At 61.3% G+C, this 19,852-nt stretch carries 20 protein-coding genes; 13 read left to right on the forward strand and 7 right to left on the reverse strand.

All coding sequences use genetic code 11. From position 1 onward, the window contains the following. Positions 1 to 237 precede the first annotated feature (237 nt). On the reverse strand, positions 238 to 1,413 hold the full coding sequence (locus AADA15_RS05680) for an acetyl-CoA C-acyltransferase family protein (protein WP_341640586.1): 1,176 nt from the start codon (positions 1,411 to 1,413) through the stop codon (positions 238 to 240). Between the two features lie 109 nt (positions 1,414 to 1,522). Between AADA15_RS05680 and AADA15_RS05685 the strand changes: the two genes are divergently transcribed. Further along, on the forward strand, positions 1,523 to 2,089 hold the full coding sequence (locus tag AADA15_RS05685; protein WP_341640587.1) for a helix-turn-helix domain-containing protein: 567 nt from the start codon (positions 1,523 to 1,525) through the stop codon (positions 2,087 to 2,089). A 34-nt stretch (positions 2,090 to 2,123) separates the two neighbouring features. Here AADA15_RS05685 and AADA15_RS05690 read toward each other — a convergent pair whose 3' ends face one another. Continuing rightward, positions 2,124 to 2,636, reverse strand: a complete 513-nt coding sequence (locus AADA15_RS05690) for a hypothetical protein (RefSeq protein ID WP_341640588.1) — start codon at positions 2,634 to 2,636, stop codon at positions 2,124 to 2,126. A gap of 213 nt (positions 2,637 to 2,849) precedes the next feature. Here AADA15_RS05690 and AADA15_RS05695 point away from each other — a divergent pair, with 213 nt between their 5' ends. Beyond that, positions 2,850 to 4,037, forward strand: coding sequence for a glycine C-acetyltransferase (locus tag AADA15_RS05695; protein ID WP_341640589.1), 1,188 nt, complete (start codon positions 2,850 to 2,852; stop codon positions 4,035 to 4,037). A gap of 14 nt (positions 4,038 to 4,051) precedes the next feature. Further along, positions 4,052 to 5,125, forward strand: a complete 1,074-nt coding sequence (tdh, locus tag AADA15_RS05700; RefSeq protein WP_341641005.1) for an L-threonine 3-dehydrogenase — start codon at positions 4,052 to 4,054, stop codon at positions 5,123 to 5,125. Between the two features lie 218 nt (positions 5,126 to 5,343). Here the strand turns inward: tdh and AADA15_RS05705 are convergent, their stop codons facing one another. Further along, positions 5,344 to 6,075, reverse strand: a complete 732-nt coding sequence (locus AADA15_RS05705) for a metallophosphoesterase family protein (protein WP_341640590.1) — start codon at positions 6,073 to 6,075, stop codon at positions 5,344 to 5,346. 202 nt (positions 6,076 to 6,277) lie between these two features. Here AADA15_RS05705 and AADA15_RS05710 point away from each other — a divergent pair, with 202 nt between their 5' ends. Beyond that, positions 6,278 to 6,643, forward strand: a complete 366-nt coding sequence (locus AADA15_RS05710; protein WP_341640591.1) for a hypothetical protein — start codon at positions 6,278 to 6,280, stop codon at positions 6,641 to 6,643. Between the two features lie 70 nt (positions 6,644 to 6,713). Here AADA15_RS05710 and serA read toward each other — a convergent pair whose 3' ends face one another. Beyond that, entirely contained in the window at positions 6,714 to 8,312 is a 1,599-nt protein-coding gene (serA, locus tag AADA15_RS05715) for a phosphoglycerate dehydrogenase (RefSeq protein ID WP_341640592.1), read from the reverse strand. Between the two features lie 93 nt (positions 8,313 to 8,405). Next, positions 8,406 to 9,551 (reverse strand): phosphoserine transaminase, encoded by a 1,146-nt coding sequence (locus AADA15_RS05720; RefSeq protein WP_341640593.1) that lies wholly within the window; start codon positions 9,549 to 9,551, stop codon positions 8,406 to 8,408. A gap of 248 nt (positions 9,552 to 9,799) precedes the next feature. Here AADA15_RS05720 and AADA15_RS05725 point away from each other — a divergent pair, with 248 nt between their 5' ends. From AADA15_RS05725 to AADA15_RS05735, 3 genes are all read left to right on the forward strand, one after another. Next, entirely contained in the window at positions 9,800 to 10,840 is a 1,041-nt protein-coding gene (locus AADA15_RS05725; protein ID WP_341640594.1) for an AI-2E family transporter, read from the forward strand. A 106-nt stretch (positions 10,841 to 10,946) separates the two neighbouring features. Beyond that, the gene (gene serB, locus AADA15_RS05730; protein WP_341640595.1) at positions 10,947 to 11,822 is read left to right on the forward strand and encodes a phosphoserine phosphatase SerB; all 876 of its coding nucleotides are present in this window, start codon (positions 10,947 to 10,949) and stop codon (positions 11,820 to 11,822) included. A 59-nt stretch (positions 11,823 to 11,881) separates the two neighbouring features. Then, entirely contained in the window at positions 11,882 to 12,604 is a 723-nt protein-coding gene (locus tag AADA15_RS05735; protein ID WP_437343183.1) for a TSUP family transporter, read from the forward strand. Positions 12,605 to 12,782: 178 nt separating this feature from the next. Here the strand turns inward: AADA15_RS05735 and AADA15_RS05740 are convergent, their stop codons facing one another. Further along, the gene (locus tag AADA15_RS05740) at positions 12,783 to 13,781 is read right to left on the reverse strand and encodes an asparaginase (RefSeq protein WP_341640596.1); all 999 of its coding nucleotides are present in this window, start codon (positions 13,779 to 13,781) and stop codon (positions 12,783 to 12,785) included. Positions 13,782 to 13,962: 181 nt separating this feature from the next. On the opposite strand from AADA15_RS05740, the gene AADA15_RS05745 reads away from it, so the two are divergent. The 3 genes from AADA15_RS05745 (at position 13,963) to AADA15_RS05755 (ending at position 16,261) form a co-directional block, all read left to right on the forward strand. Then, positions 13,963 to 14,496, forward strand: coding sequence for an invasion associated locus B family protein (locus tag AADA15_RS05745; RefSeq protein ID WP_341640597.1), 534 nt, complete (start codon positions 13,963 to 13,965; stop codon positions 14,494 to 14,496). 169 nt (positions 14,497 to 14,665) lie between these two features. Continuing rightward, positions 14,666 to 15,850 (forward strand): dual-specificity RNA methyltransferase RlmN, encoded by a 1,185-nt coding sequence (gene rlmN / locus AADA15_RS05750; RefSeq protein ID WP_341640598.1) that lies wholly within the window; start codon positions 14,666 to 14,668, stop codon positions 15,848 to 15,850. A gap of 192 nt (positions 15,851 to 16,042) precedes the next feature. Then, positions 16,043 to 16,261 (forward strand): hypothetical protein, encoded by a 219-nt coding sequence (locus AADA15_RS05755; RefSeq protein ID WP_341640599.1) that lies wholly within the window; start codon positions 16,043 to 16,045, stop codon positions 16,259 to 16,261. 45 nt (positions 16,262 to 16,306) lie between these two features. Here AADA15_RS05755 and AADA15_RS05760 read toward each other — a convergent pair whose 3' ends face one another. Beyond that, complete coding sequence (locus tag AADA15_RS05760) at positions 16,307 to 17,155, reverse strand: LOG family protein (protein WP_341640600.1); 849 nt, start codon at positions 17,153 to 17,155, stop codon at positions 16,307 to 16,309. Positions 17,156 to 17,300: 145 nt separating this feature from the next. On the opposite strand from AADA15_RS05760, the gene AADA15_RS05765 reads away from it, so the two are divergent. From AADA15_RS05765 to dapD, 3 genes are all read left to right on the forward strand, one after another. Continuing rightward, a complete protein-coding gene (locus tag AADA15_RS05765) occupies positions 17,301 to 18,230 on the forward strand; it encodes a threonine/serine dehydratase (protein WP_341640601.1) in 930 nt (309 codons plus the stop codon). Between the two features lie 38 nt (positions 18,231 to 18,268). Then, the gene (locus AADA15_RS05770; protein ID WP_341640602.1) at positions 18,269 to 18,868 is read left to right on the forward strand and encodes a GntR family transcriptional regulator; all 600 of its coding nucleotides are present in this window, start codon (positions 18,269 to 18,271) and stop codon (positions 18,866 to 18,868) included. A 108-nt stretch (positions 18,869 to 18,976) separates the two neighbouring features. Further along, entirely contained in the window at positions 18,977 to 19,804 is an 828-nt protein-coding gene (gene dapD / locus AADA15_RS05775; RefSeq protein ID WP_341640603.1) for a 2,3,4,5-tetrahydropyridine-2,6-dicarboxylate N-succinyltransferase, read from the forward strand. The last annotated feature ends 48 nt before the right edge of the window (positions 19,805 to 19,852 follow it).

A 19,852-nucleotide genomic window follows, 5' to 3' on the forward strand; every position in this document is an offset into this window, starting at 1 on the left:
GGGGGGGTTGTTGGGGGTTGGTGGTCTTTTTTTATTTCTCTCTGTGGTTGTAACCCCACGGGCCCGCGCCGGGGGGGCCCCCGCGGGCGGGGGCGGGGGGGGGGGGGCCCCCCCCCCCCCGCGCCCCCCCCCCCCCCCCCCCCCCCCCCCCCCGGGGCCCAAGGGTGCAAGGGGTGCGACGGCGCAGCCGCCGGATCCCGAGCGCGCGCGGGAGTGCCACGCACGCAGGTATTAAGATCAGAAACGTTCGATCGCCAGGGCGATACCCTGGCCGCCGCCGATGCACATGGTGATGAGACCCAGCTTGCCGCCGGTGCGCTCCAGCTCATACAGAGTCTTGATGGTGATGATCGCGCCGGTTGCGCCCACCGGGTGGCCCAGCGCGATGGCGCCGCCGTTCGGGTTCACTTTCGCGGGGTCCAGACCCAGCTCCTTGTTCACCGCCAGCGCCTGGGCGGCAAAGGCCTCATTCGATTCGATCACGTCGAAATCGCTGGCCTTGAGGCCGGTCTTTTTCAGGAGGTTCTGCACCGCGGGGACCGGGCCGATGCCCATCACTTCAGGCCTTACACCAGCGTGGGCGTATCCCACCACACGTGCCTTGGGGGTAAGGCCCGCCTTTTCGGCCGCTTCGGCCCGCGCCAGAACAATCGCCGCCGCGCCATCGTTGATGCCCGAGGCGTTGCCTGCGGTCACGCGGCCGTCTTTCTTGAACACAGGACGCAAACCACCCAGCGCCTCCATCGAGGTGGCCTTGGGGTGCTCGTCCACCTCGAACGGCACCATATCGCGCTTCACCTTCACATCGACGGGCACGATCTGGCTGGCGAAATAGCCGGCCTCAATCGCCGCTGCCGCGCGGGTCTGGCTGGCGAGCGAGAATTCATCCATCTGCTCGCGGGTGATGTCGTGCTCATCCGCGACGTTTTCAGCCGTGACGCCCATGTGGCCGGTGCCAAAGGGGCAGTTCAGCGCGCCCAGCATCATGTCGAGCGATTTCACATCACCCATCTTCGCGCCCCAGCGCTGCTGCTGCATGATGAAGGGGCTGCGCGACATGTTCTCGGCGCCGCCCGTGAGTGCGTAGTCCGCATCGCCCAGCATCAGTGACTGGATGCCGGACACAATCGCCTGCGCGCCGGACCCGCAAAGACGGTTCACGTTCATCGCCGGAGTGCCATTGGGCACGCCCGCCTGCATCGCCGCGACGCGGGACAGGTACATATCGCGCGGTTCGGTGTTGATCACATGGCCAAAGACCACATGGCCGATCTGCTCCGGCGCCACGCCAGAGCGCTCCATCGCCGCCTTGGAGGCCACTGTGGCCAGGTCGATGGGCGCGGTATTGGCCAATGCGCCGCCAAAGGTGCCGATGGCGGTCCGGGCGCCGTCCAGGATCACGATATCTGTCATTTTTTCTCTCCTCACGAGTCAGTTGCGCGCATTATGCAGATGCAGCATCCGCTGTCTTGCCAAACGTACCGTCATTGACAATTTCACGGATCAGGCGCAGGCTTCCGTTATGCCGGACAAATCAGACGATATCCTGACATTGCTGCCCTCACGCCTGAAAGAGGCGCGCCGCGCCAAGGGATTGAGCCTTGAGGCGGTGGCGCATCTGTCTGGCGTCTCGCGCTCGATGGTCAGCCAGATCGAACGGGGCGAGTCGAGCCCGACGATTGCGACCCTGTGGAACCTCACGCGTGCCTTGCAGGTGGATTTTGCGGGGCTGCTGGATTCCGGTGACAAGACCGACCGGATCGAGGTGCTGCGCGCGGGCGATGTGCCCACCATCGACAACATGGGCCAGGGCTGCCGCATCCGCATCCTCTCCCCGCCCGAGGACGCCGGGGGTCACGAGGTCTACGACATCGAGTTCGACGCTGGCGGGACCCTGGACAGCCAACCCCACGGGCGTGGCACGGCGGAGCATGTGACCGTGCTGGAGGGCGATATCAGCGTCACCTCCGGCAGCGCCCATATGCGCCTTCATGCAGGGGACACCGCGCGCTATGCAGCCGATATTCCCCACAAGATCACGGCATCTGATGGCGCGGCCCGTGTGTTTCTAATCGTCAAGAACGGTTGAGCTGTCGCTTACTCAGCCACCTGCCTGCAGTGCCCTACGGGAAATGCTGGACACCACTCCACAATATGTGGAACCCATATACCCCCCAGAAGTACAGGCAGAAGAGTCCGAAGCGAAGCCACTTTCGCTGATAGGTGTGGTATTGGATCAAGGCGGCCAAAGGATAGACAGGCAACAGTATCGGAACCAAGGACCATAGAAAGCTTGGCTGGTACATTGCGAATGGCATCAACCCGATAACAATCCAAGGAAACCAAGCAACAATCTGAACCGGTGTCACAAGAGCCAAAGAAATGGCTGAGATGAGGCGCCCCCGCGTTGGGCGCAACGCCGTAAGGCCCGCGCTGCGCACGTTTGCCAGCAGCCAACAGATCATGGCCAGCGCCTGACCAAAAATCAAAGCAGCCAGCAGAGCAATCGGGAGTGGAGCCGGATCTCCAAGAATATGGAGGTACTCTCCCCGCTCAACGCGCCACCAGAATTGGTAACCCGCGAAAACCCCAATGCCTATCAGCCCACCCATGAGCCATGGATGTTTGTAGGTCATTTTTCAACTCCATAGCCTCACGGCGAGGCAGAGGCGCCTTTAGCCAACTCGCCTTTGGCAATCTTGCACACCAGTGATTTTGAATACCACCCATTCGACAGGTTCAGGAAGATTATCCGTTTTTACGGATTATTTTCCATCATCACGAAATCCCCTATTTGGGAATTCTATCCGTTATGATAGACACGTTTCCGACGTAGAAGGAGATTCCCCATGTCCAACGCCTTTTTGACCGATATCGCCAAGACCCTGGACGCGATCGAAGCCGAAGGTCTGACCAAGCGGGAACGAATGATCACCTCCCCGCAGGGGGGCGAAATCACGGTGGGCGACCGCGAGGTCATCAACCTTTGCGCCAACAACTACCTTGGCTTGGCGGATCACCCCGATCTGATCGCTGCCGCCTGCACTGTCATGGATGACAAGGGGTTCGGCATGGCCTCGGTCCGCTTCATCTGCGGCACGCAGGACATCCACCGGGAACTGGAACAGAAGCTGGCGAAGTTTCTGAACAAGGACGACGCAATCCTCTTTGCCGCCTGTTTCGATGCCAATGGCGGGCTGTTTGAGCCGCTCTTGGGGCCGGAGGATGCGATCATCTCGGACAGCCTCAACCATGCGTCGATCATCGACGGGGTGCGCCTGTGCAAGGCCAAGCGCTATCGCTACCTCAACAGCGACATGAACGACCTTGAAGCCTGGCTGAAACAGGCTCGCGAGGATGGCGCGCGCCATATCATGATCGCCACCGATGGCGTGTTCTCGATGGATGGCTATCTGGCCAAACTGCCGGAGATCCGCGCGCTGGCCGACAAATATGATGCCGTGGTGATGGTGGACGATTGTCACGCCACGGGGTTCATGGGGCCAAACGGAGCTGGAACGCCCGATCATTTCGGTGTCGATGTGGACATCCTGACGGGAACTCTGGGCAAAGCACTTGGGGGGGCCATCGGCGGTTATATCGCCGGGCCGCAGCCAGTGATCGACCTGCTGCGGCAGCGGGCGCGGCCTTATCTGTTCTCCAATTCGCTGCCGCCCTCCATCGTTGCCGCCGGGATCGAGGCGCTGCGGCTGGTCGAAGAAGGCGCGGACCTGCGCGCGCGCCTGTTCGAAAACACCCGTTTCTGGCGCACGGGACTGGAAAAACTGGGCTTTGACCTGTTGCCGGGCGAGCATCCCATCGTACCGATCATGCTGGGCGAGGCACAACTGGCGCAGGACATGGCGGCGCAGCTGTTCGATGAAGGGGTCTATGTGTCGGGCTTCTTCTTCCCCGTGGTGCCGCGCGGTCAGGCGCGCATTCGCACCCAGATGAACGCAGCATTGACGCAAGACGAGCTGACCCGCGCCCTTGCCGCATTCGGAAAGGTAGGAAAATCGCTGGGTGTGATCTCATGAGCCGTCCAGACACAATGAAAGCGCTGGAGAAATCCAGACCCGAAGAGGGCCTCTGGATGGTTGAGGCACCGGTCCCCGAGATCGGCCCGGACGATGTGCTGATCAAGATCAACATGACCGGGATCTGCGGAACGGACCTCCATATCTGGAACTGGGACGACTGGGCACAGCGCACGGTGCCCGTGCCGCTGATCACCGGCCATGAATTTGCAGGCGAGATCGTCGAACTGGGTCGCAATGTGACGGACCTCAGGATCGGGCAGCGCTGTTCGGGCGAAGGGCACTTGATCGGCCATCATTCGCGTCAATGGCGGGCCGGGAAGTTCCACCTCGACCCGGAAACCCGTGGCATAGGCGTGAACGAGCAAGGCGCCTTTGCCCAGTACCTGCGCCTGCCCGCCTTCAACGTGGTGCCTCTGCCGGATGAGATCCCGGACGAAATCGGCGCCATTCTGGACCCCTTGGGGAATGCGGTCCACACGGCGCTCAGCTTTGATCTGGTCGGGGAAGACGTGCTGATCACAGGCGCCGGTCCCATCGGCATCATGGCCGCTGCTGTCGCCCGTCACGTGGGCGCCCGCCACGTTGCGATTACAGATGTGAACCCAGAGCGGCTCGCCCTCGCCGAAAAGGTCGCCGATGTACGCGCCGTCAACGTGGCCAAAGAAGACCTGAAGGATGTGATCGCAGAGCTTGGCATGACGCAGGGCTTCGATGTGGGGCTTGAAATGTCCGGCAACCAGGCCGCACTGGACCAGATGGTCGAGGCGCTGGTCATGGGCGGAAAGATCGCGCTGCTGGGTATTCCTCCAGGCAAATCCCCTGTCGATTGGAGCCGCATTGTCTTCAAGGCGATCACCTTGAAAGGCGTTTACGGACGGGAAATATTTGAAACCTGGTACAAGATGATCGCCATGCTGCAAAACGGCCTGAAGGTCGATGAAGTCATCACGCATCGATTCGGAATAGAAACGTTCCAAAAAGGGTTTGCGGCGATGAAATCCGGCCATTGCGGCAAGGTAATCCTGGACTGGAACACCCCTTTCCAGACCGCAAACCACCGCCTCAGTCAGCCATCAACCCCCTAATATAAAAGAAAAAGCCGCCCATCATCAGGGCGGCATTACTCATGATACACTTGGTTTTTTGGCGTGGCCGGCGCCGAAACAAGATCATCCCAGAACCGAGAAGAAAAACAGAATAAAACTGGCAAAATGACGACCAGCCACATTCATAAGTTAGCATACCTTCACGTGGGATGCGAAACAAAACTGAGGAGCTGTGCGTAAAATGCACACTCTTTCGGTTAGGCGGGTCTTAACCTTTTTCGCTCGCCGGGCGTGAGTTTCCAGCACCTCCCTCCCTCAAAGACCGCCGCAGTCAGAGGGCGTCCAAAGCCCGCACCGCTGTCGAGGTTCACCCGGTTTCCGCGGTGTTCGGCAGCAGGAACATGAGTATGGCCGTGCACAACGAGCCAGGGATGCTGCCGTGGATCGTTCAGGAATTCCTGGCGGATCCAGATCTTGTCATCCTCGCTTTGCTGCGACAGCGGGACGCCCGGCCTGATCCCGGCATGAACAAACAGAAGCGCCTCTTCTTCGCAATGGCTGGGCAGACCTTCCAGAAAAGCGCGGTGATGCTCTGGCACCGCTGCGCGCGCCTCGGCGTGGACCTCATGAATGCGCGCGCCCTCCGGGACACCAACCCCATATGAGGCCAGCGTCTCAACCCCGCCGATCTTGTCATGCAGCCAGTGATAGCCGACCAGAAGGCGCGCATCATTGCGGGGATAATCCTCCATGAACATCGAGAACATGCGGTCATGGTTGCCCATCAGGCAGGTCCAGTTCTTGCCCGCCGCCTGCCCATCGATCAGCAGATCCAGGACGCCCCGGCAGTCCGGCCCGCGATCCACGTAATCGCCCAGGAACACCACCCGGGCCTCCGGGCCGCCATCCGCCGCGATCAGATCGAGCGCCTCTTCCAGCATCTCGCGCTGTCCGTGGATGTCACCAATGGCATAGATCGGCGCGGTCATGAGGCATCTCCTTGGCAGTGATACAGAATAGATGACCCATGCCCGCCCGCATCACAAGGGGGCCACGGCGTCAGGAAAAACTGGATCAAAGCCGGAAACCCGGCCAGAATGATGCCCACTGTCGCACACAAGGCCCGCACTCCAGCGGAACGAAAACGATGCGGCAGCCAAGGGTAACGAGTTCAACGGGGGAAACAGACCAATGAAGGGACTATCATCAGCATTCTTTTTGATTGCCGTGATCGCAGCGCTTGGCGGCATGGCCTGGGGCATACACATGGCAGCATCGGGCGATCACGGCCTGTCACCCGCGCATGGACATCTTAATCTCATCGGCTGGGTCAGCTTTGCGATCTTCGGTTTTTTCTACCATCTGGTGCCGAATGCCGCCCAAGGGGTTTTGCCAAAACTGCATTTCGGATTGTCTGTTGCCGGTCTTGGTGTGATCGTTCCGGGCATCGCAATGGCAATCTCGGGCCAGACCGAGGCGCTGGCCAAGCTTGGCTCGGTGCTGACCCTGGCCGGCATGCTGGCTTTTCTGATCGTGGTCCTGCGCGCGCGCGACTGATACCCAGCCTGAACGGCAGAAGCCGCCCCGTTTCCGGAGCGGCTTCCTGTGTTCTGATTGATCGTGCAGATCAGTTCACGTCGAACTCAAGCGGCTTGATCTGGTTGAAGAGACCGGTTTCCGCCAGTTTGGCGCGGGCTTCGGCAGGGACCAGACCGTCCACATACAAGAGCGCAATCGCTTCACCGCCCGCAACCGCACGGCCAAGGGTAAAGTTCGCGATGTTGACGCCGTGATCGCCCATGGTCTTGCCCAGGGTACCGATGATGCCCGGCACGTCGTTGTTGGTGGTGTAGAGCATGTGCTCACCCACTTCGGCGTCGATGTTGATGCCCTTGATCTGGATGAAGCGCGGCTTGCCATCCGAGAACACGGTGCCCGCGATGGAGCGTTCACGCGTCGGGGTCGCCACGGTCACCTTGACATAGCCTTCAAAGGCGCCGGACTGTTCCTGATTGGTGGTCGAGATCTGGATGCCGCGCTCCTTGGCGATCATCGGGGCCGAGACCATGTTCACGTCCGGGTTGATCGACTTCATGATCCCCGCGATGAGCGAGCAGTTCAGCGCCTCAAGGTTCATCTCGGCCGCGCAGCCATCATAAAGAATGTTGATCGCCTTGATCGGCTCGTCATCGGTCATCTGGCCGATGAAGGCGCCCAGGTGCTCGGTCAGCTTGATCCAGGGGCCCATGACCTTGGCTTCTTCTGCGGTCACCGACGGCATGTTCAGCGCGTTTTCGACAGCGCCGGTCAGAAGGTAGTTCGCCATCTGCTCGGCCACCTGCAGGGCGACGTTTTCCTGTGCCTCGGTGGTCGCGGCGCCCAGGTGCGGGGTGCAGACCACGTTGGGCAGGTTGAACAGCGGGTTTTCCGTTGCAGGCTCAACCGAGAAGACGTCGAAAGCCGCACCGGCGACATGGCCGGATTTCAGCAGTTCCGCCAGCGCCTCCTCATCGACCAGGCCACCACGGGCACAGTTGATAATGCGCACGCCCTTCTTGGTCTTGGCGAGGTTCTCGGCCGACAGGATGTTCTTGGTCTGATCGGTCAGCGGCACGTGCAGGGTGATGAAATCGGCGCGGGTCAGCAGATCCTCCAGTTCGACCTTCTCGACGCCCATCTTGTCGGCCTTCTCCTGGCCGAGGAAGGGGTCATAGGCAACGACCTTCATCTTGAGGCCGCGGGCGCGGTCGCAGACGATGCCGCCAATGTTGCCCGCACCGATGACGCCCAGGGTCTTGCCGGTCAGCTCGACCCCCATGAACTTGGATTTTTCCCACTTGCCCGCATGGGTGGAGGCAGAGGCCTCGGGAATCTGGCGCGCCACGGCGAACATCATCGCGATGGCATGTTCGGCGGTGGTGATCATGTTGCCAAAGGGCGTGTTCATCACGATCACGCCTTTTTTCGACGCGGCTTCCTTGTCGATGTTGTCGGTGCCGATGCCGGCGCGGCCGATCACCTTGAGGTTGGCCGCGTTCTCCAGGATCTTTTCGGTGACCTTGGTGGCCGAACGGATCGCAAGACCGTCGTAGTTGCCGATCACCTCGGCCAGCTTGTCCTTGTCCTTGCCAAGGTCGGGCTGGAAGTCGACCTCGATGCCGCGATCACGGAAGATCTGAACGGCGGCTTCGGAGAGTTTGTCGGAAATGAGTACTTTGGGGGCCATGTCTGGTGGTCCTTTGTGCGGGGGCCTTCTGAGAGGCCATCAATTTTGAAGGGGAGACGCCCGGCTGTGTCGCCGGGCGAGGACACTTCTGGATCAGCCTTGCGCGGCGATCTCTGCCTCAAAGGCCCATTCAAGCCAGGGCAGCATGGCCTGCACGTCAGAGGTTTCGACCGTGCCGCCACACCAGATCCGCAGACCGGCAGGCGCGTCGCGATAGGCGCCGATGTCCAGCGCGATGTTTTCCGCCTCAAGACGTTTCGCAACGGCCTTGGCAAAGGCGGCGCCGTCCTGGATACGCGCATCGGTGAACTTCAGGCAGACCGAAGTGTTCGACAGGGTCGCCGGATCCTTGGCCAGGAAGTCGATCCAATCGTGCAGTTCGACGAAATCGGCAACCGCCTTGGTATTGGCATTGGCACGGGCCTGCAGCCCTTCGAGACCGCCAACCGAGCGCGCCCAATCCAGCGCGAAGAGGTAGTCCTCGACCGCCAGCATCGAGGGGGTGTTGATCGTCTCGCCCTTGAAGATCCCGTCGATCAGCTTGCCGCCCTTGGTCAGGCGGAAGATCTTCGGCATGGGCCATGCGGGCGTGTAGCTTTCCAGGCGCTCCACCGCGCGCGGGGAGAGGATCAGCATGCCGTGGGCCGCTTCGCCGCCCAGCACCTTCTGCCAGGAGAAGGTGGTCACATCCAGCTTGTCCCAGGGCAGGTCCTGCGCAAAGGCCGCCGAGGTGGCATCGCAGAGGGTCAGACCTTCACGGTCCGCCGGGATCCAGTCGCCGTTGGGGACGCGCACACCCGAGGTGGTGCCGTTCCAGGTGAAGACGACGTCATTGGTGAAATCGACCGAAGCCAGATCAACGATCTCGCCGTAATCGGCAGTCTTGGAAACGGCGTCCAGCTTCAGCTGCTTCACGACATCCGTGACCCAGCCGGAGCCGAAGCTTTCCCAGGCGAGCATCTCGACGCCGCGGGCGCCCAGCAGGCTCCACATGGCCATTTCCATGGCACCGGTGTCCGAGGCGGGCACGATACCGATCTTGTATTCAGCGGGGATCCCCAGAACTTCGCGGGTGCCTTCGATGGCGGCCTTCAGCTTGTCCTTGCCGACAGCGGCACGGTGCGAACGGCCAAGAGGCGCATCTGCGAGTTTGGTCAGATCGAATGTGGGGGGTTTGGCACAGGGGCCAGAGGAAAAACGCGGGTTGGCCGGCCGCGTAGCCGGTTGCTGGTTAGCCATTTATGCTATCCTTCCAGATAAATGCCCCTCGTTGGGGAGGGGTGTCCCACCGACGGAGCTAAGGCCTGTTGTCGCGTCGCGCAATATCAAAAACGACAGATTGCGGCGATCTGGCGCGCAATTGCGACTTGTCGTGACGCCTTTCGGAAACTTCGTGAACAGAGTTTTGCCAAAACCGGTGTTTCATTGCAGCCATGGGGGCAATGCTGTTGTCTGTTCGAGGACAAGAATCGAATCGGATAATTCAGATGAGCAGACTGGCCCTCGTCACCTATTCCCTGGCCCTTTTGCTGATGGTGGGCTGGTTGCTGACCGCCGGTCAGGCCATCCTCCTGCCGATCCTGATTGCCATCATAGCCGTCTATATCCTGACCACCGCCGCCGAGGTGTTGGGCCAGGTCCCGGGCATTGGCCGCCTGCCCCGCACCCTGCGGCGCCTTCTTGTTCTGCTGGGGATTCTCGCGGCCTTCATGGTGCTGGCCTCTTTCATCACGGCAAGTGCCACGGCCATTTCTGCGGCGCTGCCACAATATGCGGCGAACCTCGACAAGCTGCAGCACCAGCTCCTGACCTATCTGGGCGTGGATGAGGTCCCGAGCTGGGCCAATCTGGGCGAAAGCCTTCTGGATCTCATCGATGCCACCACCCTTATGCCAGCCATGCTTGCCACGATCAGCAACGGCGGCACCCTGATCGTGGGCGCAGCGCTATATGCGGTGTTCATCCTGACCGAACTGGACCGTCTGCCGGAAAAAACGCTCAAGGCAATGAGCGATCCCGAGGATGCAGAACGCACGCTCGAACTGGCGCGTAAGATCAACGACAAGATCGGCGGGTATCTTGCGGCCAAGACGCTGGTGAACGTGGTCTTGGGTCTCATCTCCTATGCGATCCTGCTGATGCTCGGGATCGCACATCCGGCCTTCTGGGCGATCCTGATCGGACTGCTCAATTACATTCCCTACATCGGCTCGATCATCGCCGTGTTCTTTCCGGTCACCATCAGCCTGATCCAGTTCGGCTCTTTTGGCCATGCAGCGATGGCGCTGATGACACTGATGACACCGCAGATGATCATAGGTTACTACGTGGAGCCAAAGTACCTTGGCCAATCGGTCAACCTGAGCCCATTCTCGGTGCTTCTGGCACTGGCGCTCTGGACCGAACTCTGGGGGATGACGGGTGCGATCCTGGCGGTGCCACTGACCGCCATGGTGATGATCATCCTGGCCGAAATCCCCAACACACGCTGGCTGGCAGTCATGATGTCCGAGAACGGCAAGATCTGATCCCCTGTCCCATTGAAGCCACCTTTCGCCGCAGGGACTGGTCCCTGCGGCCCCGCATCGCTATGAGGAGCAGCAAACCTGCCCTCTCCCGCCTTGGAGCCTGCCCATGTATACCGTCACCCTGCTCTGCCCCCCTGCGGCCCGCTGCCTTGAGACCGCGCTGGTCGAGTCTCTGCGCAATGCATGGGGTGGCGGAGAAGCCCGCTGGCTGTCACCCGATGTTGCGGCCGAATTCTCGCTTGAGGCACTACCGGACAACCAGTGGACCGTCTGGGACGACCTGCAGAAGATCTCTGTCGATCTGGTGGTCCAACCTTCCGAAGGGCGTCGCAAGAAAATGCTGCTTGCGGACATGGATTCGACGATGATCCAGCAGGAATGCATCGACGAATTGGCCGAGGTCGCAGGAGTCGGCGAGCGCGTCAAGGACATCACCGCCCGCGCCATGAATGGCGAGCTGGACTTCGAAGGCGCCCTGACCGAGCGCGTTGGCCTGTTGAAAGGACTGCCCGAGGCCATGATCACCGAGGTGCTGAACACCCGGATCTCTCTTATGCCGGGCGGCACGCAGCTGGTGGCGACGATGAAAGCAGACGGTGCCTATGCGGCACTGGTCTCGGGCGGGTTCACCGCCTTCACCACCAAGGTCGCAGCCGAGCTCGGCTTTGATGAGAACCGAGCTAACACCTTGCTCGCGGCGGATGGTACGCTCACCGGGGAGGTCGCTCGCCCGATCCTTGGGCGCGAAGCGAAGGTGAACGCTCTGGAAGAGATCACGGCGCAGCTGGGTATTTCCGAAGGGGATGTGATTGCCGTTGGGGATGGGGCAAACGATCTTGGCATGCTCAAGCGCGCAGGGGCAGGTGTTGCACTTCACGCAAAACCGTCAGTCGCCGCCGAGTGCGACATCCGCATCAACCACGGCGATCTGACCGCGCTCCTCTATGTTCAGGGCTATGCCCAGGACGACTTCAAAGGCTGATCTCAGTGCCCGAATTCCTGCTCGTGGCAGAGGTTGCCCCGGACATCCTGCTGCTCCTGATGGCTGCGGGGTTTGTCGCCGGTTTCATTGATGCCATCGCGGGCGGCGGCGGGCTGATCACGGTGCCTGTGCTGCTGATTGCCGGGGCCAATCCGGTGACCGCCCTTGCGACCAACAAAATACAGGGCTTATTCGGCGCTGCGACTGCAGCCCTGTCTTATGCGCGTGGCGGCCATGTGGATCTGCGCAGCCAATGGAGATCTGCACTGATTGCCTTTGGCGCCTCGATCCTGGGAGCCTTGCTTGTGTCAGTACTCCCGGTCGAATGGATCCGAATGATCCTGCCAGTCTTGCTCATAGGCATTGCACTGTTTTTTGCTTTCAAAAAGGGGCTTGGAGATCTTGATCGCGCACGCCGCCTGTCACCTGCCGTTTTTGCCGGAACCATGGTGCCGCTGTGTGCTGCCTATGACGGCCTTCTGGGGCCGGGCGCCGGAAGTTTCTACATGCTCGCCTTCGTCTCACTGGCCGGATACGGGATCCTCAAGGCCACCGCCCATACGAAACTGCTGAACCTCGCTTCCAACGCAGGTGCCCTGGCCGCTTTTGCATTCGTCGCAACACCATGGTGGATCACGGGTCTTGCCATGGGGGCTGCCCAGATTGCAGGAGCAAGATTGGGCGCCATCCTTGCCCAGAAAATCGGCGCACGGCTGATCAAACCCCTTTTGGTGGTCACGTCGGTAGCACTTGCCGCAAAACTCATCATCGACATGCTGTAGACAGGCAAACCCCAGCACGGGCGTTCTCCCGCGCCTGCGCGTGCAAGGGACCATCGGGCCGGGACCCGCTGGCAGCCTTGGGCGCCGCGCCGCGCATCGCGCGGCGCCACGCCCAACGGGAGGGGGGCTTGCCAAAGGCCCCCGACGGGCGGGAGCCCTTGACCAATTCGCTCACCGTTCAGAAAACGAGCTCGTCAGCCGGGCGGATCGCACCGCAGTCGATGCCGCGCCGATTGAGCAGCGGCGCATTCATGTACTTCCGGGTCTCCGGATGGTCCACTTCCAGCACGCCAAGGCCGACAAGGATTGTGGCAATCGCGCATTCGCTGGCGCGCGTCGCCCCGTCCACGATCTTCAATGCAACACCCAGCTGCTGCTCGGGCAGGATCGCCACGAACACCGCCTCGGCGCCGGTCTTGATCGCCACGCGCCCGCCCATGGCGCGCATCAGGTTGGTACAGGCGCGTGTCTCTCCAGCGACAAGCTCGGGGTGCGTGGCCATAGCCGACACCAGCTGCGCTGCCCCTTCCGAGGCACGGTCGGACCGGGTATGCGCAGAGGCAAACCACCCCATCGCCCGCGCCAGCCCATGCACAGAGGTGGCGAAGTTCGGCGCCGAGCAGCCGTCGATGCCATAGCCCGGGCTGTCCATCCCCGTCACCTCCTCAAAGGCGGAAAGGCAGGCCTGTTGCACCGGATGATCGACATCCACGTACTCTGGCCCAGCGCCCAAGTGCTGGTTCAATGTCAGAAACCCTGCGTGCTTGCCCGAGCAATTGTTGTGCACCTGGCAGGGAGACTGATCCGTCTTGATCAGCTCGTTGCGCGCGGGAATATCGGCAGGTTCTTGCGGGCCACACCGAAAATCAGCGTCAGCGAGTCCAAGTTGCCCCAACCAGGTGTTTACCCGATCCGTATGAATGTGGGCTCCGTTGTGCGACGCGCAGGCCAGAGCCAGTTGCTCGGACGTCAGGCCATACTTGGCGGCGGCGCCCGAGGTCATCAGCGGCAGCGCCTGGATCATCTTGGCCGAACTACGCGGGTAGATTACCGCATCCGGATCTCCCCAGCTACGCACGATCTGGCCACTCGCATCACAGACCACCGCGTGACCCAGATGCAAGCTTTCCAGCAGTGGTCCGCGCCAGACTTCGGCCATGGGAACAGGTTTCGTCATGATATCAGCCTCGTTTCTTGGCGAAATCCTGCCAAAACGCACTTTCGCCCGTGGTGCTTGTTACGTTACTGTGCTTCTGTATGGCAAGCGGGGCAATGCGGGTAAAGACGGCGGTTAACGCTGCCAAACCCATGAAGCATCCCCTTGAATTGAGGTTATGACAGTCTTGGAGTCGGGACAAATGGCATCGAAACTCGTCCGCTTGGCCGCGGGCCTGTGTATGGCCGCACTGGCCACCACCGCACAAGCACAGCAAGCAACGACAGACAACCGCGTTGGCGCAAATGTCGACTGGAGCGTCTTCCAGGCCGACAACCCAAAAGAATGCTGGGGCGTTTCAGCGCCCAAGGAAACCGTGAACACGCGTGATGGCCGCGTCGTCGCGGTGCGCCGCAGCGACATTCAACTTTTCGTCCTGTTCCGCCCCGACGACAGCGACAAGGGACAGGTCAGCTTTACCGGCGGCTATCCCTTCGCGCCGGGATCGACCGTGAACATGGTGATCGGGGACGCGGAATTCGAACTCTTCACAGAGGGCGAATGGGCCTGGCCCGCTACCCCAGCGGATGATGCAAAGATCATCACCGCGATGAAACGCGGCGCCGATGCGGTCCTTACGGCGCGTTCGGCGCGCGGTACGCAGACCAAGGACAGCTTCTCGCTCCTGGGGTTCACCGCCGCCTTCGAAGACGCCGAAAAGCGCTGCACGCAGTAAGCCGGACAGCCCACTCGGGCGATAGAATTGGCCCCGCCTTCATAAGGTGTCGGGGCCTTTTTTTGCGCGGCCCGCACCCTCCAACGCAACAGATCTCACAGGAAATCTTTTGATCTTTGGGCAAACTCCTATATAGAGCCGCATCCAGCCCCTTAATTCGAGTCGCCCCATGTCCGCCAACGCGCCGATCACCCAAGACGTTCTGACCCTGCCCCGTAAATTGCCCGAGGGCGGCAAGATCAACCTTGTGGGCCTCACCCGTGATCAGATGCGCGCGGTGCTGATCGAACATGGCACGCCGGAAAAACAGGCCAAGATGCGGGTCGGACAGATCTGGCAGTGGATCTATCAGTGGGGCAAGCGCGACTTTGCCGAGATGACCAACCTCGCCAAGGCTTATCGCGCCCAGCTGGCCGAACACTTCGAAATCGCCATCCCCGAGGTGGTCAGCAAGCAGGTCTCCTCCGACGGCACCCGCAAGTATCTGGTGCGGATTGCAGGCGGGCATGAGGTCGAGGTGGTCTACATCCCCGAAGAGGGGCGCGGCACGCTGTGTATCTCCAGCCAGGTGGGCTGCACACTGACCTGTTCCTTCTGCCACACCGGCACCCAGAAGCTGGTGCGCAACCTCACTGCGGCCGAGATCGTCGGCCAGGTGATGATGGCGCGCGACGATCTGGACGAATGGCCGGTTCCGGGCGAACCAAAAGACGAAACCCGCCTTCTGTCCAATATCGTGCTGATGGGCATGGGAGAGCCACTTTACAACTTCGACAACGTGCGTGACGCGATGAAAATCGCCATGGATCCCGAGGGGATTTCCCTGTCGCGCCGCCGTATTACCCTTTCCACATCGGGCGTAGTGCCTGAAATCGCCCGCACCGCCGAGGAAATCGGCTGTCTGCTCGCGGTCTCCTTCCACGCCACCACCGACGAGGTGCGCGACAAGCTGGTGCCGATCAACAAGCGCTGGAACATCGAGGCGCTTCTGAACGCGCTGCGCGATTATCCGCGCCTGACCAACTCCGAACGCATCACCTTTGAATACGTGATGCTGAAGGATGTGAACGACAGCGACGAAGACGCGCATCGTCTGGTGGAGCTGATCAAGGGCATTCCGGCCAAGGTGAACCTCATCCCCTTCAACGAATGGCCCGGCGCGCCTTACAAACGCTCGTCGAACAACCGCATTCACGCCTTTGCCAATATCATCTACCAGGCCGGATATGCCTCTCCTATCCGCACCCCACGCGGTGAGGATATTCTGGCCGCCTGCGGTCAGCTCAAGTCCGCCACCGAACGCGCCAGGAAAAGCCGCAAGCAGATCGAAGCCGAGGCCGGTCTGTCGTCCTGACCTGCTTGCCCATCTGAAACACGCAGGAGGCGGGCATATCGCCACTGGACCACGCGGATCGCGCCGTTGTGGCCGCTTTTTGCCATGATTGCGCAGTCCCTGCCGCAATCTTTCCCTGTTTCAGGTGAAATTTCGCCATTCAGGCGGAACAGTTTCGATTCCAGCGACAATGTAGTCCAGAAAGGAATCGAAATGCAGTACAGCATCGGCGAAGCCGCCAATCTCAATGAGATCGAACCGGGCGTTCTGACCATGATCCGCGATGAGCGCGAAAAGGCACTCAGCCCGCGCGAATGGAAATTCCGCCTGCGTGGATACGGCTATGGCATCAAGACCGTCGAAGGGGAACAGATCCTGACACGGCTACCCAAGAACGTGCCAATCGGTGTCCTGCCGCCAGAGTTCTGCTGAACACCGGCGGCATGCTTCAAAAGCGTTTGATGGATCGCCCGACGCTCAGATATTGCGGTCCGGCAGAGAGTCGCGCGGCGGCGCCGGCTCCCAGTTATCGATGACATGCACCGCCTCCTGGGCGGTCTCGACAAATCGGAAAAGGTCCAGGTCTCGGTCTGAAATGGTCCCGGCATCGGCCAAGGCCTCCCAGTTTATGATCTTTTCCCAGAAGGCGCGCCCAAAAAGGATGAAGGGCACCCGCTCCATCCGCCCGGTCTGAATGAGGGTCAGGCTCTCGAACAGTTCATCCAGCGTCCCAAAACCGCCCGGGAACACAGTGATCGCCCGCGCGCGCATCAGAAAATGCATCTTGCGCACAGCGAAATAGTGGAAGTTGAAGCTGAGTTCCGGCGTCACATATTCGTTCGGTGCCTGTTCATGCGGCAGAACGATGCCAAGACCAATCGAGTGCCCGCCCGCATCGCTGGCACCCAGGTTGCCGGCCTCCATCACGCCAGGGCCGCCGCCGGTCACAACCACATTGTGACGACAAGAGGATTTCAGCGACTCCACCGTCATCAGCCGAGCAAACTCTCGCGCTTCATCATAGAAATGCGACAGATCCGCCAAGGTCTTGGTGCGTGCCTGATCCTTGTTCTTCGGGCTTGGAATACGGGCACCGCCGAACATGACGATCGTGCTTTCGATACCTCTTTCGTCCAGCAAAAGCTGCGGTTTCAGCAGTTCCAGCTGCAGACGCACCGGGCGCAGCTCGTCCCGCAGCATGAAGGCATCATCCGCAAAGGCCAGCCGATAGGACGGAGACTGCGTTTGCGGGGTCAGGGGAATGTGTTCGGCGCGGCTGCGGTCGGACAGGGCGTCGGGAAACGGACTTTTGCGATCATCACTCATGGGGACTGCCTGCGTTTTTTGTTCACTTACTTTCCTGTCTATCCGCGCCGTGCGGCGGGCGCCAGTCAAACGCTGCTCCTAACCTCTTGCGCCCGAGGCGCAGTGGCGTAGTCTCCCCCGCACGAGCAAGGAACAGGCGGACCAGATGAATTGGACAGGCGAAATCACCAAGGCAGCAGAGCGTATCAACGGCCATGTACAGGTTACACCGGTTCTGCGGACGCAAGGCTTTGGCCTGCCCTTCGCGGTGGAGATGAAGCTGGAGCACATGCAGCACACCGGCAGCTTCAAGGCCCGCGGCGCTTTCAACACCCTGCTGAGCAGTGACGTACCGGAGGCAGGTCTTGTTGCGGCGTCGGGCGGCAACCACGGTGCAGCCGTCGCCTATGCGGCCAGCAAGCTAGGTCACAAGGCGCGGATCTACGTGCCCGAGATGGCCGGCCCCGCCAAGATCTCCCTGATCCGCGATGCAGGTGCCGATCTGCAGGTCGTACCCGGCGCTTACGCGAATGCGCTGGAACTGGCACAAGGCTACGAGGCCGAAACCGGCGCGATGCAGGTCCACGCCTATGATGCCCCAGGCACCGTTGCCGGTCAGGGCACCTGTTTTTCCGAATGGGAAGATCAGGGGCTTGAGGCCGATACCGTGGTAATCGCGGTTGGCGGTGGTGGGCTGATTGCCGGCGCTCTGGCGTGGTTTGACGGTCGCAAAAAGATCGTTGCGGTCGAACCCCATACCTCCTGCGCGCTCCATGCCGCGCTTGAGGCAGGTGCCCCGGTGGATGTTGAGGTTTCGGGCGTTGCGGCCAATGCCCTTGGCGCCAAACGCATCGGGTCGATCTGCTTTGATCTCGCACAGGAAAAGGGCGTGAACTCGGTAACCGTATCGGACGATTCAATTGTCACGGCGCAAACGGCGCTCTGGCGCGAGCGGCGCATCCTGACTGAACCGGCAGGCGCCACGGCTCTGGCGGCCCTGATGTCGGGCGCCTACAAGCCTGAACCCGAGGAGCGTGTGGCCGTGCTGGTCTGTGGTGGCAATATCGCCCCAGATCCGCTTGCATCGCAGGGCTAAGGCTTGCGACAGGGCCAAAGGCACCCTATCGCAGGGTCATGACCGCCACGATTGCAGACAGGATCTATCTGGAGCTGAGCGAGCGTATCGTCACCGGGCAGCTGCCTGCGGGCGAAAAGCTGCGCCAGGACCATATCGCGCGCCAGTTCGAAACCAGCCATGTGCCCGTGCGCGAGGCCCTGTTGCGGCTGGAGGCCCACGGGCTTGCCTATTCGCAGCCGCGCCGTGGCACCCGCGTGAGCGCCCTTGATCCCGCCGAGATCCGAGAAGTGATCGAAATGCGCGTGGCGCTGGAGGTTCTGGCGCTGACACACGCTTTTGCCCGGCTGAGCGATACAGACACCACAGCGGCAGACGCCGCCCGCATCGCCTGTGACGAGGCAACCGACATGGCCTCCTGGGAGCGGCTGAACCGCCAGTTTCATCGAACCATCCTGTCGCCCTGCGGCATGCCGCGCCTTCTGGCGGCCATCGACGATCTGCACATCGCTTCGGCCCGGCATCTGTTTGCGAACTGGAAACACCAGTGGCGCCCGCGCGCCGATAAGGATCACGCCGCCATCGTTCAGGCCATGCTGCGGCGGGATGCGGCGGCGGGATGCGAGATCCTGCGCCGCCACCTGCGCCGGGTGCGTTAGATCGTCCGAGGCCGCCAAAAGGCGCCCGAACACCGCAATCCGCACATGACCTTGCCCGCAAATGCCGCTATGTAGGCGCGAAACCCTATTCTTGCCGGAGATACACATATGTCCAACGCACAGCTGGAAGCCGCAATCGAAGCCGCCTGGGAGGCGCGTGACACCATCACCCCCGCGACCTCGGGCGAAACCCGTGAGGCGATCGAGGATACGCTCAATGCGCTAGATTCCGGCAGCCTGCGCGTCGCCGAGAAGATGGAGAACGGCGACTGGCACGTGAACCAATGGGCGAAAAAGGCCGTGCTGCTGGGCTTCCGCATCAAGGACATGGAGATCCAGACCGGTGGTCCGCAAGACTCTGGCTGGTGGGACAAGGTCGACAGCAAATTCAAAGGCTGGGGCGAAAACCAGTGGAAGGCCGCCGGTTTCCGCGCGGTCCCGAACTGCGTCGTGCGCAAATCCGCCTTCATCGCGCCGGGCGTGGTTCTGATGCCATCGTTTGTGAACCTCGGCGCCTATGTGGATGAGGGCACCATGGTCGACACATGGGCCACCGTCGGCTCCTGCGCACAGATCGGCAAGAACGTGCACCTGTCCGGCGGCGTCGGCATTGGCGGCGTGCTGGAGCCGATGCAGGCCGGCCCCACCATCATCGAGGACAACTGCTTCATCGGTGCCCGCTCCGAGGTGGTCGAAGGCTGCATCGTGCGCGAAGGCTCGGTCCTTGGCATGGGCGTCTACATCGGCAAATCCACCAAGATCGTCGACCGTGAAACCGGCGAAGTCATGTATGGCGAAGTGCCGCCCTATTCGGTTGTGGTCTCCGGCTCCATGCCCTCCAAGAACGGCATCAACCTCTACTGTGCGGTGATCGTAAAGCGCGTGGATGCGCAGACCCGCTCCAAGACCGGCATCAACGAGCTGCTGCGCGACTGATCCCGGCCTTACCAAACGGTTCTTGAAGCGCGCCCCAATTGGGGCGCG

It is taken from the genome of Phycobacter sedimenti, from assembly GCF_038148855.1.
Taxonomy (GTDB): domain Bacteria; phylum Pseudomonadota; class Alphaproteobacteria; order Rhodobacterales; family Rhodobacteraceae; genus Phycobacter; species Phycobacter sedimenti.

Coding starts and splice junctions, on each gene's coding strand:
- AADA15_RS05680 (WP_341640586.1), bottom strand. CDS start 1,413: ATGACAGATATCGTGATCCTGGACGGCGCCCGGACCGCCATCGGCACC.
- AADA15_RS05685 (WP_341640587.1), top strand. CDS start 1,523: ATGCCGGACAAATCAGACGATATCCTGACATTGCTGCCCTCACGCCTG.
- AADA15_RS05690 (WP_341640588.1), bottom strand. CDS start 2,636: ATGACCTACAAACATCCATGGCTCATGGGTGGGCTGATAGGCATTGGG.
- AADA15_RS05695 (WP_341640589.1), top strand. CDS start 2,850: ATGTCCAACGCCTTTTTGACCGATATCGCCAAGACCCTGGACGCGATC.
- tdh (WP_341641005.1), top strand. CDS start 4,052: ATGAAAGCGCTGGAGAAATCCAGACCCGAAGAGGGCCTCTGGATGGTT.
- AADA15_RS05705 (WP_341640590.1), bottom strand. CDS start 6,075: ATGACCGCGCCGATCTATGCCATTGGTGACATCCACGGACAGCGCGAG.
- AADA15_RS05710 (WP_341640591.1), top strand. CDS start 6,278: ATGAAGGGACTATCATCAGCATTCTTTTTGATTGCCGTGATCGCAGCG.
- serA (WP_341640592.1), bottom strand. CDS start 8,312: ATGGCCCCCAAAGTACTCATTTCCGACAAACTCTCCGAAGCCGCCGTT.
- AADA15_RS05720 (WP_341640593.1), bottom strand. CDS start 9,551: ATGGCTAACCAGCAACCGGCTACGCGGCCGGCCAACCCGCGTTTTTCC.
- AADA15_RS05725 (WP_341640594.1), top strand. CDS start 9,800: ATGAGCAGACTGGCCCTCGTCACCTATTCCCTGGCCCTTTTGCTGATG.
- serB (WP_341640595.1), top strand. CDS start 10,947: ATGTATACCGTCACCCTGCTCTGCCCCCCTGCGGCCCGCTGCCTTGAG.
- AADA15_RS05735 (WP_437343183.1), top strand. CDS start 11,882: ATGGCTGCGGGGTTTGTCGCCGGTTTCATTGATGCCATCGCGGGCGGC.
- AADA15_RS05740 (WP_341640596.1), bottom strand. CDS start 13,781: ATGACGAAACCTGTTCCCATGGCCGAAGTCTGGCGCGGACCACTGCTG.
- AADA15_RS05745 (WP_341640597.1), top strand. CDS start 13,963: ATGGCATCGAAACTCGTCCGCTTGGCCGCGGGCCTGTGTATGGCCGCA.
- rlmN (WP_341640598.1), top strand. CDS start 14,666: ATGTCCGCCAACGCGCCGATCACCCAAGACGTTCTGACCCTGCCCCGT.
- AADA15_RS05755 (WP_341640599.1), top strand. CDS start 16,043: ATGCAGTACAGCATCGGCGAAGCCGCCAATCTCAATGAGATCGAACCG.
- AADA15_RS05760 (WP_341640600.1), bottom strand. CDS start 17,155: ATGAGTGATGATCGCAAAAGTCCGTTTCCCGACGCCCTGTCCGACCGC.
- AADA15_RS05765 (WP_341640601.1), top strand. CDS start 17,301: ATGAATTGGACAGGCGAAATCACCAAGGCAGCAGAGCGTATCAACGGC.
- AADA15_RS05770 (WP_341640602.1), top strand. CDS start 18,269: ATGACCGCCACGATTGCAGACAGGATCTATCTGGAGCTGAGCGAGCGT.
- dapD (WP_341640603.1), top strand. CDS start 18,977: ATGTCCAACGCACAGCTGGAAGCCGCAATCGAAGCCGCCTGGGAGGCG.